The organism is Pseudomonas tehranensis (assembly GCF_014268615.1).
Classification (GTDB): domain Bacteria; phylum Pseudomonadota; class Gammaproteobacteria; order Pseudomonadales; family Pseudomonadaceae; genus Aquipseudomonas; species Aquipseudomonas tehranensis.
This window is the reverse complement of record NZ_JABWQV010000026.1, coordinates 22,481-38,250: the sequence shown is the minus strand read 5'-3', so window position 1 is coordinate 38,250 and position 15,770 is coordinate 22,481. Positions and strand designations below refer to the sequence as shown.

The 15,770-nt window shown below is 55.1% G+C and carries 17 protein-coding genes; 4 read left to right on the top strand and 13 right to left on the bottom strand.

Translation table 11 applies throughout. The features are described from left to right. Positions 1 to 110 precede the first annotated feature (110 nt). Together cheR and HU811_RS07685 are read right to left on the bottom strand one after the other, a co-directional pair. A complete protein-coding gene (cheR, locus tag HU811_RS07690) occupies positions 111 to 938 on the bottom strand; it encodes a protein-glutamate O-methyltransferase CheR (protein WP_092392907.1) in 828 nt (275 codons plus the stop codon). A 53-nt stretch (positions 939 to 991) separates the two neighbouring features. Continuing rightward, positions 992 to 1,918, bottom strand: a complete 927-nt coding sequence (locus tag HU811_RS07685) for a chemotaxis protein CheV (RefSeq protein ID WP_047228760.1) — start codon at positions 1,916 to 1,918, stop codon at positions 992 to 994. A 78-nt stretch (positions 1,919 to 1,996) separates the two neighbouring features. Between HU811_RS07685 and flgA the strand changes: the two genes are divergently transcribed. The 4 genes from flgA (at position 1,997) to HU811_RS07665 (ending at position 4,601) form a co-directional block, all read left to right on the top strand. Then, a complete protein-coding gene (gene flgA / locus HU811_RS07680) occupies positions 1,997 to 2,761 on the top strand; it encodes a flagellar basal body P-ring formation chaperone FlgA (protein ID WP_092457266.1) in 765 nt (254 codons plus the stop codon). A 173-nt stretch (positions 2,762 to 2,934) separates the two neighbouring features. Further along, positions 2,935 to 3,249 (top strand): flagellar biosynthesis anti-sigma factor FlgM, encoded by a 315-nt coding sequence (gene flgM, locus HU811_RS07675; protein ID WP_092392913.1) that lies wholly within the window; start codon positions 2,935 to 2,937, stop codon positions 3,247 to 3,249. 48 nt (positions 3,250 to 3,297) lie between these two features. Further along, positions 3,298 to 3,765: a flagella synthesis protein FlgN gene (locus HU811_RS07670; RefSeq protein ID WP_092392916.1), complete on the top strand. Its 468-nt coding sequence runs from the start codon at positions 3,298 to 3,300 to the stop codon at positions 3,763 to 3,765. Between the two features lie 89 nt (positions 3,766 to 3,854). Further along, positions 3,855 to 4,601, top strand: a complete 747-nt coding sequence (locus HU811_RS07665) for a flagellar brake protein (protein WP_092392919.1) — start codon at positions 3,855 to 3,857, stop codon at positions 4,599 to 4,601. Positions 4,602 to 4,664: 63 nt separating this feature from the next. Here HU811_RS07665 and HU811_RS07660 read toward each other — a convergent pair whose 3' ends face one another. From HU811_RS07660 to HU811_RS07610, 11 genes are all read right to left on the bottom strand, one after another. Next, positions 4,665 to 6,038: an MFS transporter gene (locus HU811_RS07660; RefSeq protein ID WP_092392922.1), complete on the bottom strand. Its 1,374-nt coding sequence runs from the start codon at positions 6,036 to 6,038 to the stop codon at positions 4,665 to 4,667. Positions 6,039 to 6,106: 68 nt separating this feature from the next. Further along, on the bottom strand, positions 6,107 to 7,348 hold the full coding sequence (locus HU811_RS07655; protein ID WP_186655039.1) for a glutamine synthetase family protein: 1,242 nt from the start codon (positions 7,346 to 7,348) through the stop codon (positions 6,107 to 6,109). A gap of 341 nt (positions 7,349 to 7,689) precedes the next feature. Further along, positions 7,690 to 8,382 (bottom strand): sensor histidine kinase, encoded by a 693-nt coding sequence (locus HU811_RS07650; RefSeq protein ID WP_186655038.1) that lies wholly within the window; start codon positions 8,380 to 8,382, stop codon positions 7,690 to 7,692. Further along, positions 8,375 to 9,982 carry a tetratricopeptide repeat-containing response regulator gene (locus HU811_RS07645; protein WP_092392931.1) on the bottom strand — a complete coding sequence of 536 codons (1,608 nt, stop codon included), beginning with the start codon at positions 9,980 to 9,982 and terminating at the stop codon, positions 8,375 to 8,377. Before HU811_RS07645 ends, HU811_RS07650 begins: the two co-directional genes overlap by 8 nt. A 448-nt stretch (positions 9,983 to 10,430) precedes the next feature. Beyond that, positions 10,431 to 10,772: a DUF6124 family protein gene (locus HU811_RS07640; protein WP_186655037.1), complete on the bottom strand. Its 342-nt coding sequence runs from the start codon at positions 10,770 to 10,772 to the stop codon at positions 10,431 to 10,433. A 459-nt stretch (positions 10,773 to 11,231) separates the two neighbouring features. After that, entirely contained in the window at positions 11,232 to 11,852 is a 621-nt protein-coding gene (locus HU811_RS07635) for a hypothetical protein (protein WP_186655035.1), read from the bottom strand. Between the two features lie 166 nt (positions 11,853 to 12,018). Continuing rightward, positions 12,019 to 12,480, bottom strand: coding sequence for an SMI1/KNR4 family protein (locus HU811_RS07630; protein ID WP_186655034.1), 462 nt, complete (start codon positions 12,478 to 12,480; stop codon positions 12,019 to 12,021). A 161-nt stretch (positions 12,481 to 12,641) separates the two neighbouring features. Then, the gene (locus HU811_RS07625) at positions 12,642 to 12,971 is read right to left on the bottom strand and encodes an antitoxin YezG family protein (protein WP_186655033.1); all 330 of its coding nucleotides are present in this window, start codon (positions 12,969 to 12,971) and stop codon (positions 12,642 to 12,644) included. A 36-nt stretch (positions 12,972 to 13,007) separates the two neighbouring features. After that, positions 13,008 to 13,721, bottom strand: a complete 714-nt coding sequence (locus tag HU811_RS07620; protein ID WP_186655032.1) for a hypothetical protein — start codon at positions 13,719 to 13,721, stop codon at positions 13,008 to 13,010. Between the two features lie 169 nt (positions 13,722 to 13,890). Continuing rightward, positions 13,891 to 14,760 (bottom strand): hypothetical protein, encoded by an 870-nt coding sequence (locus HU811_RS07615; RefSeq protein ID WP_186655030.1) that lies wholly within the window; start codon positions 14,758 to 14,760, stop codon positions 13,891 to 13,893. Between the two features lie 183 nt (positions 14,761 to 14,943). Beyond that, positions 14,944 to 15,540: an imm11 family protein gene (locus tag HU811_RS07610; protein ID WP_186655028.1), complete on the bottom strand. Its 597-nt coding sequence runs from the start codon at positions 15,538 to 15,540 to the stop codon at positions 14,944 to 14,946. Between the last annotated feature and the right edge of the window lie 230 nt (positions 15,541 to 15,770).

The following is a 15,770-nucleotide window of genomic DNA, read 5'->3' as shown; positions in this document are numbered from 1 at the left end:
GCATTCGCGAGCAAGCCCGCTCCCACAGGGATAGTGGTGGTGGGGAGGAAATTGGCAGGTATAAAAAAGGGAGCCCCTGAGGACTCCCGTTTTTTGACAACCCGAGCGAATCACTTCGCCTGATAGATGATCCCTGGGCTGCACTGCACCATCTGGTAATGGTCCGGCAAACCGTTCAGTGCCTCGGAGGCGCCGAGGAACAGGTAGCCGCCCGGTTTGAGCGTGCTGTGGATGCGCAGCAGGATGTCTTTTTTCACTTCGGCAGAGAAGTAGATCAGCACGTTGCGGCAGAACACGATGTCGAACTTGCCCAGGCTGGCGTAGCTGTCCAGCAGGTTGAACGAGCGGAACTCCACGCGGTTCTTGATCGGCGCCTTGACCACCCAGCGGCCCGGCCCTTTGGGGTCGAAGTAGCGTTGCAGGCGATCAGGCGACAGGCCACGACCGATGGCCAGGCTGTCGTACTCACCGGTCTTGCAGTTATTGAGCATCGTCCCGGACAAATCGGTGGCGACGATCTGCACGCCCATTTTCAGCTGGCCGATATTGGTCCGCTCGAACTCATCGATGGACATCGACAGCGAATAGGGTTCCTGCCCCGACGAGCAGGCCGCCGACCAAATCCGCAAGCGTTGCCCCGGACTGGCCTTGATGGCCGCCGGCAGCACCCTGTTCTTCAACACCTCGAACGGATAGGTGTCGCGAAACCACAGGGTTTCGTTGGTGGTCATGGCATCCACCACCATCTCGCGCAACCCACTGCGTGGCTGGGTCTGGATGCGCTGGACCAGTTCGCCCAACGATTTCAGGCCCTGCTGTTCCATCAATTTATTGAGACGGCTCGACACCAGGTATTGCTTGTTTTCACCAAGCAAAATGCCACAGGCTTTTTCCAGGAAGACCCGGAACTGTTCGAAATCCAAATTACCCGTAGACAAAATACCGCCTCTTTCATCGTGTTGATTTGCCAGGCGCACAACGCGCCCGACCTTTATTCTGCTGCCTTGATGCGCTCGACCACCCGGGAAGCCAGGTCATCGGGCCGGAACTTGGCCAGGAAATCATCGGCCCCCACCTTCTTGACCATCGCCTGGTTGAAAACACCGGACAACGAAGTGTGCAAGACAATATGCAGCTTTTGCATGCGCGGGTCGTTGCGGATTTCCGACGTCAGGGTGTACCCGTCCATCTCCGGCATTTCAATGTCGGAGATCATCATCAGAAACTCCTCTTCCGGCTTCTTGCCCTCTTCCACCAGCTTGCGCAGGTAATCCAGGGCCTGGCGTCCGTCGTTCAACGCTACCACTTCGACACCGACCGTTTGTAGACAACGGGTCACCTGCTTACGTGCCACCGAAGAATCATCGACCGTCAGGACACGCAGTGAAATCGCCTTGTGCTGGGTTTCGGCGTCGACCACCCCCACGGAAATCGTTTCCGGGGTCGGCGCCACTTCGGCGAGGATTTTCTCCACGTCGATGATTTCCACCAACTGGTTATCGACCCGGGTCACCGCCGTGAGGTAGTGATCGCGACCGGTGCCCTTGGGCGGCGGATGGATCTCCTCCCAGTTCATGTTGACGATGCGCTCCACCGAGCGCACCAGGAAACCCTGGGTCTTGGTGTTGTACTCGGTGATGATCACGAACGGATTGCTCTGATCCAGCAACCGCCCCGAACCGGTGGCCATCGCCAGATCAAGAATCGGGATGGTTGCTCCGCGAATATTGGCCACACCGCACACGACGGGGCTGGACTTGGGCATCAGGGTCAGCTTCGGGCATTGAAGCACCTCGCGAACCTTGAACACGTTGATCCCGTACATCTGTTGCCCGTCGAGACGGAACAACAACAGCTCCAGGCGATTCTGACCGACCAGTTGAGTGCGCTGGTTTACCGAATCCATTACTCCCGCCATGCCCTGACTCCTACCTAACGCTAATGTGTCCGACGCGCATTCATCACTAAACGGCACGGGGCTTGCTATTGAACCGGCATGAACGCACAAACGACATTTTTTCGACGCCTGACCACTCACTGCCGCCACTGGCTCGGTGCACTGTTGGCTGCCTGCCTGCTCGCTTTGGGCGGCCCTGCCGTTGGTGCTGTTCCGGTTACCTTGCCTGATCTCCTTATCGGCGTCACTCAGGGCTTTCTTGAATTCACCGTAGAAGACTACCTGGCAACCAGTCAAACCGAAGGTCGCTACGAAATCGAAGTCAACCAGCTCGATCCACGCCTGCGCATGCCCATGTGTGACAAGGAATTGACTGCTTCCCTGGAGAGCCCGGCCAGACCATTGGGTCGGGTCACGGTGAAGCTGCGTTGCGACAGCGCCGCGCCCTGGACGGTGTTCGTGCCCGCTCAAGTGCGCCTGTTTCGCGAAATCGTCACCACCACCCGTCCGCTCAAGCGGGCCGGGATCGTCGAGCCTCAGGATGTGACGCTGCGGGAACGGGATGTCAGCCAGATCAACCAGGGTTTCCTCACCTCCGTCGATCAGGCCATCGGCCAGAAACTTGTCCGACCAATGGTCGCCGACCAGATCATTACCCTGGTCCACCTGGAACAGGCCGAAGTGGTCCGCAAGGGCGATCAGGTGGTCATCACCGCCCGCAGCGGCACCCTGGCCGTGCGGATGCCGGGCGAGGCGTTATCCAACGGTGGCATGCGTGAACAGATTCGGGTGAAAAACCTTAATTCCCAACGCGTTATCAAGGCGCAGGTAATGGCCCCCGGCCATGTGGAAGTGGCCATGTAGCAATCGGCTGGAAATGGGTAGAGAGCTGGCGCTTGCCCACGGTGTTCCCTAGACTGTGCCTTACGCAAAGGCAAGCGCAGACGTGCGCACGTTCATTGAATAAATGAGCCTAAAGTTTTTTTGGGGATGGCCGAAAACATGGCAAGCGTCCAAATACCCAGAGGTTTTTTACCATGGTCATCGATTTCAATCGTTTAAACAGCTCCTCACCGCTAACAGGCACCACGCGTCCTAACGCCAGCAAGGAAACCGTCGAAGCCGACAAATCCGCGCCGGCCGAAAAAGCCGCCACTGTCAGCAACGGGGAGTCGGTACACCTCAGCAATGAGGCTCAGCAGTTGCAGAAGGTCACTGACAAGCTGCGCGATCAACCTGTCGTCGACAACGCCCGCGTGGCCGAGTTGAAAGCAGCAATCGCCGATGGCAGCTATAAAGTCGACAGCAACCGTGTAGCCAGCAAACTGCTCAACTTCGAAGCCCAGCGCTAGGCCACCGCCAGCGCCAGGCTTTTGGACGCTTAAGAACCAAGGCCAGCCATGCACGACACGAATTTATTGCAACTGATCACCGACGACTTTGCCCCGGCGCAACAATTGCTGGAGCTATTGCAGGCCGAGTCCCTGGCATTGCACGGTCGCGACATGCCGTCGCTGGAGAATATCCTGGCGCAGAAACAGGCATTGATCATTCTGCTCGATCAGCATGGCCGCAAGCGCAGCGAGATCCTTGCCAGCCTCAACCTGCCCGCCAATCGTGACGGCCTTGAGCAACTGGCCAGCCATTCGTCGGTTGGCGATCAACTGTTGGCCCAAAGCGAAGTGCTCAACGACCTGCTCGCTCAATGCCAGGCTGCCAACACTCGCAACGGACAGTCGATCCAGGTTCAGCAGGCCGCCACCGCCAACCAGTTGCGCATCCTTAACGGCGGTGAAATCCCGACGCTCTATGACGCTCGCGGTTCGACCGCCAAGATGGTCAAGCACCGCCCGCTCAGCCAGGCATGAAACGAACAGTGCCGGCGCTCTATCAACGCGCGACACATGCTGGCAAAATGCTGGCTACTCGTCGTATTTTGCCTGGAGATTGACCCACCGTGTTCAATGCCTCAAACGCGGATGATGCTCCGCAGCCCCCCAAGGTCCTTACCACGCCCCTGGAAATTTCCGGCAACCTGCGGATGCTGCAAGAGAGCCACGACCCGCTGATCATCACCTTTCACGAACGCAGCCAGCGCTTTCAGAGCTATCTGGTCGACGTCGACCGAGAGCGTAACGTCATCGCCCTGGACGAAATGATCCCCCGGGACGGTGAGCGCTTCCTGCTGGCGGGCGAACCGTTTCGTGTCGAGGGTTTTCATGATGGCGTGCGCATCGCGTGGGACGGCAACGGCCCTTTGACCATCGATGAGTCCAGCGATGGTCGCTGCTATCGCGGCGCCTTGCCTGACGAAGTGGTTTACCACCAACGCCGCAACGCCTTCCGTGCCGCCCTGAAGCTGGCGCAACTGGTGAACGTCGAGCTGGGCGGCGACAAACTCAAGTCACCGGTGGACGGCAAGCTGCTGGACATTTCCGCCACAGGCTGCAAGTTGCGTTTCGAAGGTGACATTACTGCGCGCCTGCAACTGGGCCAGGTCTACGAGCGCTTTATCGCGGCATTGCCCTTCGGCAACATGACCGCACCGGTCGAGCTGCGCTATCTGCACTTCGAAGAAAGGATCAACACCACCTTCGCCGGCGTGCGCTTCCACAACATCAGCGGCCTGGTGCAACGGCAGGTTGAGCGTTTTGTGTATCAACTGCAGCGCGAAGCCCGTCGTTTCGACAAAGACGACCTCTGATTTTCGACACGTAAAAAAACGGGCAGTCCCTTGCGGTGACTGCCCGTTTTTTTTATGGCTGGCTCAAGGCCTGGCCTGAGTGAAATCGGGGCTCGGCGGCTCGTCGTTCGCCTCTGCGGCGGCAGCTTCCTCCATGACGGGTTCTTCGTCGACTGGCTCTTCCGCCGGCACAGGCTCGACGTGCATCTGCTCCTGCACCACTTGTTCGTCCACCCGGGGATCGAGGCACGCCACCAGGGGCGAACTGGACATGCTGTCCGGCATCGCCACGTGATGCAGCGGTGCGTCGTCGACCTGATGCAGGTTGGTCACCGCCTTCGGCCGGATTCGCCACACCAGCACCAGGGCGAAGAAGGCAAAAAAGGCATAGAGCATTTGGCTGCCGAACATCTTCATCAGCACCCCTGCTACCAGCGGTCCGATACTGGCGCCAACCCCATAGGTCACCAGCAGCATCGCGGTCAGGGATACCCGTCGGTCAGCTTCTACGTGGTCGTTGGAAAACGCCACCGCCAGCGGATACAGGCAGAACTGCACCAACGAACAGAAGAACCCCGCGACGAACAGCACCTCCAACGGCACCGTCGGCAGGATCGCCAGCGGCAGCGCACAGACCGTCAGGACCAGCGCAAAACAACGGATCAGCAGCGCCCGGTCATAGCGATCGGACAGCCAGCCCAGGGGCCACTGAACCAGCAATCCGGCAAAGATGCAGCTACCCATGAACAAACCCACCTGCTCGGTCGACAGCCCCTGCTGAGAGGCGTACAGCGGCGCCAAGCCATAGAACGAGCCGACGATCAGCCCCGAGCCCAGCACCGTACTCAACGACTGCGGCACACGCTTGATGAAAAAGCGTGGCTCCATCGGCGCCGGATGCAGCGCCGCCGGGTGAATTCGCCGGGTCAATGTCACTGGCACCAGACACAAGGCGAAGCACAGCGCCACCAGCATCAGCAGCTCAAGCCCCAGGGACGGATGCATGACCAGAATCAACTGGCCCAGCACCAGCCCCAGGTAGGAGGCGATCATGTAACCACTGAACACCACACCACGCTGCTTGGCATCGGCCTGCTCGTTGAGCCAGCTCTCGATCACCATGTACTGACACATCATGCCCAGGCCGACGATCACCCGCAGCACGATCCAGGCCGGCAGCCAATCCACCAAACCGTGGCCCAGCACCGCCGCACCGACAATCCCGGCGCAGGCCGAATAAGCCCGGATGTGCCCGACGCGGGCGATCAGCCGGTGGCCAATCTTGCCGCCCAGCACCAGGCCGAAATAGTTGGCGGCCATCAGCGCACCGACCCACAGGCTGTCGACATTGTCGGCAGCCAGGCGCAAGGCCAGGTAGGTACTCAGCAGGCCCGAGCCGATCAACATCATCAGCGAGGCGAAATACAGCGCTCGAAAAGGTTTCCAGATTTGGCGCATCGGCGTTCCGAGCGGCTCCTTGAGATGAGTACGGGCTATTTTGAAGATAGCCCGAATGCGACGTTTGGTTATGCCTGGGCCGCTAGAACACGCCGCTCCCAGGGAGTAATTTCATCAAAGAAGCTGGTCAGTTCCATAGTCTTCGAAGCGATGTAGCCTTCGATGAACTCCGTACCGAACAGTTCCTTCGCCAGATGACTACGCTTCAGACGTTCCAGGGCGGCATGCAAGGTACATGGCAGCGAAAGATTATCCGGCACCTGGAATTCGCCCTGGATCGCGGCGCTTGGCTCCAGGCGGTTTTCAATGCCATAAAGCCCCGCAGCCAGACTGGCGGCAATCGCCAGGTACGGGTTGGCATCGGCCCCCGGCAAGCGATTCTCGACCCGACGGGCCGCTGGCGAACTGGCGGGAATGCGCAACCCGGCCGAACGATTGTCATGGGACCAACAGGCATTGTTCGGTGACGCAAACGGGTGACACAGGCGCTGGTAGGAGTTCACGTTCGGCGCAAACAGCGCCGTGAAATCCGCCATGCCGGCCTGTTGCCCGCCGATGAAATGCCGGAACGCCGCCGTTGGCTCGCCCGCTTCGTCGCTGAACACATTACGGCCGCCGTCCAGCTCGACGACGCTCTGGTGAATATGCATCGAACTGCCCGGCGTATGGGCCAGGGGCTTGGCCATGCAAACCACGGTCAGGCCGTGCTTGAGCGCCACTTCCTTGAGCAGGTGCTTGAACAGGAACGTCTGGTCGGCCAGTAACAAAGGGTCGCCGTGCAGCAGGTTGATCTCGAACTGGCTCACGCCCATTTCATGCATGAAGGTGTCGCGGGGCAAGCCCAGCGCCGCCATGCAGGCATAGACCTCTTTGAAGAACGGGCGCAGGCCATTATTGGAACTGATGCTGAACGCCGAATGACCGTCTTCACGCCGTCCGTCCAGGCCCACGGGCGGCTGGAATGGTTGGGTCGGGTCCGGGTTGGGCGCAAACACAAAAAATTCCAGCTCGGTCGCCACCACGGGCGCCAGGCCAAGGGCTGCATAGCGGGCAACAACGCCCTTGAGCTGGCCGCGCGTGGAGAGCCGCGAGCTTTCCCCGGTCAGCTCATCGGCGTCGCAAATCGCCAAGGCTCGCGGTTGTTCGCTCCAGGGCAGGCGGTGGATCTGTTTCGGGTCGGCCACCAGTGCCAGGTCGCCGTCGTCGCTGCCATAAAAACGCGACGGCGGATAACCGCCCATGATGCATTGCAACAGCACACCCCGCGCCATCTGCAACCGTCGACCCTCGAGGAAGCCCTCGGCGGTCATCACCTTGCCTCGTGGTACGCCATTCAAATCCGGGGTGACACACTCAATCTCATCAATGCCCGTCAGTCGCTGCGCGAGTGAACACTGGCCATCGGTCGTCATGACGCAATCCTTGTAATGTGCGAGCCGCGAACGGCAACCCGTACAAAATAGGCTTCGGGTGTTCGGAATATCAAGCGGCCCAAGACAATAAACAACAAGCCCTGGAATACTGGGTGGGAGCGAGCCTGCTCGCGATGGCGTCGGGTCAGCCAATGCTGAGTTGACTGATACACCGCTATCGCGAGCAGGCTCGCTCCCACAGGGGGTTGTGTCGACAGATTTATGAGTGCCGAGTAGGCTCAGGGCAGATAAATCCGGAACACGCCCCCGCCCAGCACTCCGCCGTTGGCAATCTCGGTACGTCCACACAGCCCACCACGCTGATGCAACCCGGCAATCCGCGCGGCGAAGTACAAGCCCAGCCCGGTGCTGCCGCTGCTGTGATTGATGCCCTGCACATACTCGGCCTGACGCTCGATCATCTCGGCCGGGTAGCCTTCGCCGTCGTCATTGATGGTCAGCACCAGTTGCCCGGCCTCGTCGCTCGCACTGATCAGCAACGCCTGGCGCGCGTGGCGGATGGCATTGTTGATGCTGTTATCGAGCACTGAAGCAATCAGCTCACGATCGAAAAAACCCAAGGGGCTGAGGGGGTCGACGTCGTAAGTGACCATGATCCCGCGACTGCGGAACACGTCCTGATGGCCGGCCAGTTGCGCCTCGATAAAGTCATCCAGCTCGTGATAGGCCGGATGCAGCGGCAATTGGTTGACCCCCAGCTTGTACAATCCCAGCAACTGCACCAGCAGACCATTGAGGTGAGCGAACTCGAACTCCATGACGCCCTGCTCCGACGTCTGTCGCTCGGGGTCGGGCAAACGTTCAAGCCATTGGGTATGAGCCTGCATGAGCAAGGTCAGGGAGTTTTTCATGTCGTGCACGGTAGATGCGATCACCGTGGAAAAATCGAGAGCCTGTTCGCTGTCATTCATCGCCAAATGCCTTGCTTCGCAGTTTCTGATAACGCGCAAAACGCGCATCGGTGTCGGGCATCATGCCCACCAGTTTCAGGCAGGCGCGGCATTCCTGCAGCAGTTCCGACTCCACGCTGGTATCGGTGCCATGCAACAGTGACTGCGCCATGTTCAAAGCAATACTGATGTTCTTCGGTTGCATCTTCAGGGCTCGCCGGAACAGCTCTCGCGCCTCGGGCAACGCACCGGTTTTGTAGACACGCACACCTTCACGGTTCAGCTCGGCGGCGGCATTGCCTTGATTGAGGATGTTCGGATCGTCGGTCAGCTTGGCGATGCCTTGCATCACCGTCGGATCATCACCATAGATCTCCGCGCAGTTCTTGAGCATCGACTCGCCAGCGCTGGTCTGACCGAGCATTTGCAGCTGCTTGGCCACCAGCAAAGCAGCCTCGGCGCTCATGAACTGCTCCATGCCGTCCAGACGCTGCAAGGCCTGCTCGGTGAGCTTTTCGGCGGTTTCGGCATCGTTGAGCAACAGGCTGGTGGCCTTCATCAACCGCGCACGCACCTGCAATCCAGGGTCGTTGATATTTTCCTTGGCCACCGCGCTGAGGGTGGTGTTGATTTCCAGCCGGGTGCGGGTATCCAGGCCTTTCTCGCTGCCCTTGCTGATCAGCGCATGGGCCAGGCCCAGGTTGCTTTCCGGGTCCTTGAAGCGCGACTGCGCGCCCTGCCCGACCGCCTGCCGATAGGCCTTGGACGCCGTCTCGAAATCTTCGTTGGTCATCGCCAGCTTCCCCAGCAGCGACTGCCGGCGCACCGCCAGCGGCGAAAGGCGAACCGCCTCTTCCAGCACCTGCTGAGCCTGCTTCGTATCGCCTTCGGCCACCAGCACTTCAGCCATGCCGTCATACAACGCCGGCATCATCGGGAATACTTTCAGGGCTTTTTCATAAACGTCCTTGGCCTGCCTGACCTGGCCGCGCTTGAACAACAACTTCCCCAGCCCGGCATAGGCCCACGGCAAAGGACGGTCAGCCAGGATGGTGTTGTACAGGCGCTCAAGGGCTTCATTCTGATTCAGGTCGCGTAGCGCATCGGCCCGATAACGCAGGCACAGCGGGCCATAGCGCGGATCCTGCTTACACAGGGCGATACAGGCGTTAAGCACCTCCATCGGCTTGCCACGATCCAGGGCTTGCAGGATCGGTTTGAGCAGCGTCTTGCGCTGCTCCAGCCGTTCCAGCCGCTGAGCCAGCCCCGAGCGATTGAACGGCTTGGTCAGGTACGCATCGGGCTCATGCTCCAAAGCACTGAGCACCATCGCCTGACTGCTTTCAGCCGTCACCATGAGAAACACACTCTCATGGCTGATCAGCTTCTCGACCATCAGGTCTTCCAGCACCTGCTGACCGTTCTTGCGGCCGTCGCCCAGGTGATAGTCCTGCAAAATAAAGTCATAGCGCTTCTGCGAGCACATGCGCAGCGCCACTTCACCGGTGTCAGCGGTGTCCACGTCCTTGACGCCCAACTCACGCAACATGGACCGGACGGAACTGCGGAAATCCGAGAAATCATCGACGATCAGAAAACTTTTTTGGTGGTACGCCAGCATCGAGGATGTCCAGGCAAGTAAAAAGATGCACCCAATGGCAAAACAACGAAACGCCGTGTCACCGCCCGGTGTGGCGCGCATTGCTAGCCGTTTTCGCGCGCCGAAACGCTATAGAAAACAGGGCTCGTCAGGGTATCGGCAGGAAATGGCGTTCCGTTAAGAGATTGTGTGGGGAAGTTCCGGGACCTATCGGCTACCTGCCGGGCATAGAACACGGTCAACTGTGCCAGGACGTGACCAGCATGGTTGGGCGGTTCAGCCTTTAACAAAAGGCCAGCTCTTAGGTCAGGGGCTGTAGGAGCTGTCGAGCGAAGCGAGGCTGCGATCCTTTGATCTTCGCCTCAAATTCAACTGTCAGGAGAAAGATCGCAGCCTCGCTTCGCTCGACAGCTCCTACCAAAAACGGATTTGATCGGTCGACATTGATCAAATCCGTTTTTCTCGGCGCCTATCTGGGGTCTACGACATCCAGCGCCCGGTTTGCCAACATCTGCCCCAGTTCAATCAACTGTTGCAGCCCCAATGCAAAATGCCGTCGAGAGCCTTCCAATTCGAACGCCAGGTCATTGGCCATGACATTGGCAGAAGCCAGGGTTTCGCTGAGGTTGGCCAGCAGGCTCTCAGCATCAATGCCCTCCACGACAGTGAATAGCTGGTCGGGGGAAGGCTTCTTGTCAGGCTGGGCAGGTTTGGGGTTCAAATAGGAATCGATGACACGTTCGGCGTTGGCGTCGGCTGCGATGTCCAGATGCAGCGGGGGAACGGGTGGGTCTGGTATGAGTTTGTCCATGGAATACCCCTAACGTAAGTGGGGGCCGCCACGTTCGCTGCTAAACGAATGGGTGGCAGCCATGCGCAGGTTAGCAGACCGGTACGTTAGGAAACCGGCGCACCCGAAGATGCCCTGCGCACAGCCGCCATAAGACTTCGAGCAATAAAAACGCCCGCACTGAATGGCAGTTGCCATGCGCCTAACGTGATTCCGAGCTGCTAAACCCGACCGCTGGATTGGCAGCGGCGAACAAAGACTAGGCACCGGAATCGGCAGGCGCAAGGGGTTGGGATTTTCTAGGAAATGTCCTGCAAGTCAATGGGAAACGTCCCTATACAAGATATTTCGTTCTATTCGAAACCGGCAGGTGCGTATTCTAATCAGCTGGACAAGGTCGTGTTTCGCTCGTAAAAAAGAACGAAAGGGCATATTTATTTAAATCAAACAATTAAATGAGTGCATCCCGCTTTCCCTGCTTTAGTTAGCCACTAAGAATCCACTCTCGGTGAGAGCGCATCTCCCTCCAGATCGCCAGAATCTAAAGTAAGACTCCAAATTAATGTCAAACCTAAACAATGGCCGCCCAACGTACCAAGCAAGATAATAATCCGCAGACAACCCATAAAGCGCCTCAAACAGCGCATAGGTTTGGTCGGCATCAGAAATTATGCTCCCCCTGATCGCATCCCCAATCTCATCAAACAACCAATAATGAGGAATATCCTGTTGAAGCCAATGGCCCATATCGTGATTATCAACAAAAAGCACTCGGGCATCTTCACAAATTCTTAGAAGCTCGGAATCACCGAGCACCGCACATACTCTTCCTTGCTCCTTGAGCCACTCCCAGCCTAGCTGAATTAATTCACCATCTCCAACCTTAAGTCTTGGCAAGAGATACAGAGATTTCTCCATATCTCCAGAAGCAAGAACCCGCTCAGCTCTGTCAACCAACTCTTCCGAAAATGGAAAATAGCTGAATATACATTGAATTTCCTCGAAACCACTGTGCGCTTTCAATAATCCCAAAAAGTGAGATTTATCGAAAACTGCCCTGCCTTCACAGAAGGCACACCAATCCGACAACAGCGACGTCATGTCTATTACCTCTAGCCTTTGTTAATGTCGGCAATAAAATCCCACGTAGAAAAGGGAACAGATTTATTTAAGAACAGAGAAATTGAATAACCCCCCTTTCCCTTATCTTCTGTTTGTTCAGCCGCCTTTTATAATCCGCCAGCATTCAGAAATAAGAGAGCACATATTAAATATGAGCCAACACACGCTTATAAAGAAACTCAAAAAAATCGACAGCATAATTAATGTTCTCCCCGGAAGGAATACGCACCCTAACCGGACATTCACCATCTTGGAACCTAGAATAATCAAAAAAGAACACTTCCCCCAAATCCGACTCGCTCACCACCAGCTTTTTATCATCCACCAACCTATTTCTTACACCCACAATGTGCTGATAAACGATATCCCCCCCATTAACACTATCGAACGCCACTCCATAAACACTATAAATCTCTTCAGAACCGATCTCCCCACCCGCATACTTCTTTAAGAACCACTTATATGATACAGGCAGAGGCTTCCCTAATCGGCTCTCTGCCTCGCTAATCCATCGTTCATCTACCGCATCTGCTTCATGACCAAAACATATAATATCTGAATGCAAAGACACTAGATCCTCGATTTGTTGCGCAGTAATCGCTCCCATTTTTTACTCCTTAAAAGTTTCTGCCCGCTGCTGCCAGAGAAAGAAAAGGGACAGTTTTATTTAAGAGAAAAGGGTACATATTTATTTAAGAACAGAGCAATTAAATAAATTCCCCCCTTTCCTAAAACGCAACATCCTAGCCCCCTACCTCCGCAAAAAATTTAATCATCATAATTGTAGTCAATACTAATTTTCATCCTCTCTACATCTAGGGTAACTGCACACGAAGACCAAGATTTTCCATTTTGGCACAATCCATTTTCAACATAGTAGCGCCGGAGCTCAACCAATAACTCTGTCAAATCCCCCACAGCCCTGCTGTCTGGATCAAACCAGCTTGAGCGGTTTGTTTTATCGAAATAATCAAACTCATAACTTCCTCCATCGCCCTCGGCAAAAAGCCTAGCCCTAACAACTATTTTCTGAGCCTCCAAGGGACCAGCATCCAATAAAAGCTGGCCAATTTTTTTATACAGCCCCTGCTCGCTCATCAGTTCCCACCTTTTCCATATATACCTTTCCCCACACTAAACAAGCCCCAAGATCGGCTTGATCCGCTCGTTCATTTCTACAAAGGCTTCATAGGAGATACTCGGGTCATCGTTGAGCACCAAATAGACCCCATCCATCAGCCGTTCGGCCATAAGACATTTACCTTGCAACCGTGCAATTACTTTATCGGGGCCATAGCCTAAGGCACGCTGGCAAAGCGCTGCATCCCAGAACTGCGCGGGGTATAACGTATAAATATTGTTGCGCCCATCAACATCTACTGCCTCGTCTTCACGCAACCGATTATAAATCGAGTTATCATCATTCAATCCTCCCTGATAATATAGACCATAAAGATCATAGGATACTTGGGCCTTATATCCTTTAAACGCCTCAACCACTTTTGGTAAAAACTCGTTCACAACAAGACCATAATCAATAGCCTTATTTGATATCTTAAACACAAAACGCAAATGCTCGTCATAAGAGGCCCTATCCTTATATATGTATCGCTCACCACGATACGCATAGTCCCCCACAAATCTAAGCCCTCTGATGGGAAGTTTAACTGTATAGGTAGCAACCAAACCATCGCCGCAGCTCGGGGCAGCCGGAAGCTCAAGACCCGCAAAGCCTAAAGGAGCACCAATCCGAGACATCCTATCCATGACTTCAGCATGTCGCTGATCTATAGTTAGAGCTCCGTCAGGACGCGCATAAATCCATAGTTCTATATCTGCTGCACTCATGGGGTTCTTGCCCTAGTACTAATAATTTTGTCGAAACCATTGGATCTAAAAAAGAAAAGAAGAAAAGGGGACAGAAGAAAAGGGGACAGAAGAAAAGGGGACAGATTTATTTAAGAACAGCGCAACTAAATAAATCTGCCCCCTTTTCCCTCTGTGATAGCTCCTGCGTCTAAAGCCCGAAGAAACTCTCGTAGGCCGTCTCTACCCGGACCGCAAGCTGATCAGAAATGATGACCAGGTTCTCCAGCGCAGCCGTCTCTGCTGACAATAAAGGGCTCGATACCGCTGGAGCAGTAAAACCTAGTTGCTGTCGGACCTGAAAAATCGCGTGGACCTCCACAGGCAACAAATCGAAAGGCGCATATTTGAATTCAGGGTCCCAGGCCCCGCCGTTGTCTTCAACATTGGATAAGTGATATTGACATAGCTCTTCCAGTGCATGAGCAAGCCCTTGCTCATTTGTCCATTCGTCTATCACGTTTTGATAAATACCCAGATCCATCGACTTGATCTCTGGAAGCGTATCTCCTTGCGAGTAGGCTGAATAAAGCCAGAGCATAAAAGGCTCGAATCGACGCTGTTTAAGATAGCTGGAATCGACGGCGCCATTGATGGTCAGCATCCCCGCCAGCACATCGGCTACGGACGCAGCCAGTTCTCGACGATCAGCCACTATCAATCCGGCCAGCAAGCATCCGGCAATGCTCAATTGGTTAGTCAAATTGGGGACAGTTTTGACGCCTTGAAGAAAACTCGTTTTGGAGAAAGCCTTTGCTTTGAGCATCAGCGCCCAATAACGGTACATCATCGAGCGCGAGACATGCTCCCAGCCAGAAGCATCTCTGTCACTGATAGCGACTTCGCCCTGAATGCCATAATAGGTCGCCAGCATCCCCAATGAATCAGCCACATTGTTCAATCCACCTAACGAGTCGCTGGCCAGATCCTCATCAATGTAGTCAAGCTCCTGAGTCGTCATGCCTTCCGACTGGGAAAGCCAGCGTCGGTGCTGCTCAAGTAGGTTATTAATTTTTTTCACTTCAGTGCGTTCTCATGAGGAATGAGAAAAGGGGACAGTTTTATTTAAGAACAGCGCTACTAAATAAATCTGTCCCCTTTTCCAAGCACCCGCTATGCCAGCTGATCTGTAGATTTTGAGTCCATACTTCCGCGCCACAAAATTGCACCTGCCGGATACGTCAACTTGCAATCTCTTCGTTAATTAACATACAACTTCTCCTTCGCCATTGACACCTTCGAATAGACCCCCTGCAAGACCTGCCCGTTCCAGACGAAGCTTCACATCCTCGCTAACTATCACTGCCCCCAAGTGTTTCTTGACACGAAAAATATGTTTCCCCTGGGCCTTGACAGGGTCAATTACGAGATTTAGAAATACTCTGTATTCACCGACTCTATCAGGTCTAACAGGGTCATTAACCTCATACTTTTCGAAAACGGAACGTGATTCGTCTACGCAATCTATTTGGGTCTCTACGATCATTACATAGTAATGATCGAGAGCTTGCTTCCCTGCAACCGTCACAGGCTCAAGCACAACATTCATATACGGTTCACCAACGTCGGGAATTCCCGCCAATGCATCCTTGGCTTTTTTACTCAAGATCGGCACGGAGGCATATCCTGCTAAGGAAAAATCCAGATTCACGCCCTCTTCAAGAACCTCCAGGGCGTAGGTACATGACTCCATATACTCAGCAGGAGGATCGATAAACAGCCAGTTATTGCAGTGCTTTATATCACCCAAATACCAACGCCCAGGAAACTGCACATCTTCTCGCAACAAGTAATATTTCATTTCAGCTTCCTGTAAGCCATCGATTAACCGAAGAAAAGGGGACCGACTTATTTAAGAACAGCGCAATTAAATAAATCTGTCCCCTTTTCCTGTCATTTTGGCGTTGGCGTCATCGACTTGGGTTCCTGCCTCCTCAGAGCCCTCTAACCCTATCTATCTTCTGTTTGTTCAGCCGCCGTTATAATCCGCCAGCATTCAGAAATAAGAGAGCACATATTAAATATGAGCCA

Excerpts from the sequence above, each read along its gene's own strand:
- HU811_RS07685 (WP_047228760.1), bottom strand. The coding sequence starts at position 1,918 with ATGGCGGGAGTAATGGATTCGGTAAACCAGCGCACTCAACTGGTCGGT.
- flgA (WP_092457266.1), top strand. The coding sequence starts at position 1,997 with ATGAACGCACAAACGACATTTTTTCGACGCCTGACCACTCACTGCCGC.
- flgM (WP_092392913.1), top strand. The coding sequence starts at position 2,935 with ATGGTCATCGATTTCAATCGTTTAAACAGCTCCTCACCGCTAACAGGC.
- HU811_RS07670 (WP_092392916.1), top strand. The coding sequence starts at position 3,298 with ATGCACGACACGAATTTATTGCAACTGATCACCGACGACTTTGCCCCG.
- HU811_RS07660 (WP_092392922.1), bottom strand. The coding sequence starts at position 6,038 with ATGCGCCAAATCTGGAAACCTTTTCGAGCGCTGTATTTCGCCTCGCTG.
- HU811_RS07655 (WP_186655039.1), bottom strand. The coding sequence starts at position 7,348 with ATGACCGCCGAGGGCTTCCTCGAGGGTCGACGGTTGCAGATGGCGCGG.
- HU811_RS07650 (WP_186655038.1), bottom strand. The coding sequence starts at position 8,382 with ATGAATGACAGCGAACAGGCTCTCGATTTTTCCACGGTGATCGCATCT.
- HU811_RS07645 (WP_092392931.1), bottom strand. The coding sequence starts at position 9,982 with ATGCTGGCGTACCACCAAAAAAGTTTTCTGATCGTCGATGATTTCTCG.
- HU811_RS07640 (WP_186655037.1), bottom strand. The coding sequence starts at position 10,772 with ATGGACAAACTCATACCAGACCCACCCGTTCCCCCGCTGCATCTGGAC.
- HU811_RS07635 (WP_186655035.1), bottom strand. The coding sequence starts at position 11,852 with ATGACGTCGCTGTTGTCGGATTGGTGTGCCTTCTGTGAAGGCAGGGCA.
- HU811_RS07630 (WP_186655034.1), bottom strand. The coding sequence starts at position 12,480 with ATGGGAGCGATTACTGCGCAACAAATCGAGGATCTAGTGTCTTTGCAT.
- HU811_RS07625 (WP_186655033.1), bottom strand. The coding sequence starts at position 12,971 with ATGAGCGAGCAGGGGCTGTATAAAAAAATTGGCCAGCTTTTATTGGAT.
- HU811_RS07620 (WP_186655032.1), bottom strand. The coding sequence starts at position 13,721 with ATGAGTGCAGCAGATATAGAACTATGGATTTATGCGCGTCCTGACGGA.
- HU811_RS07610 (WP_186655028.1), bottom strand. The coding sequence starts at position 15,540 with ATGAAATATTACTTGTTGCGAGAAGATGTGCAGTTTCCTGGGCGTTGG.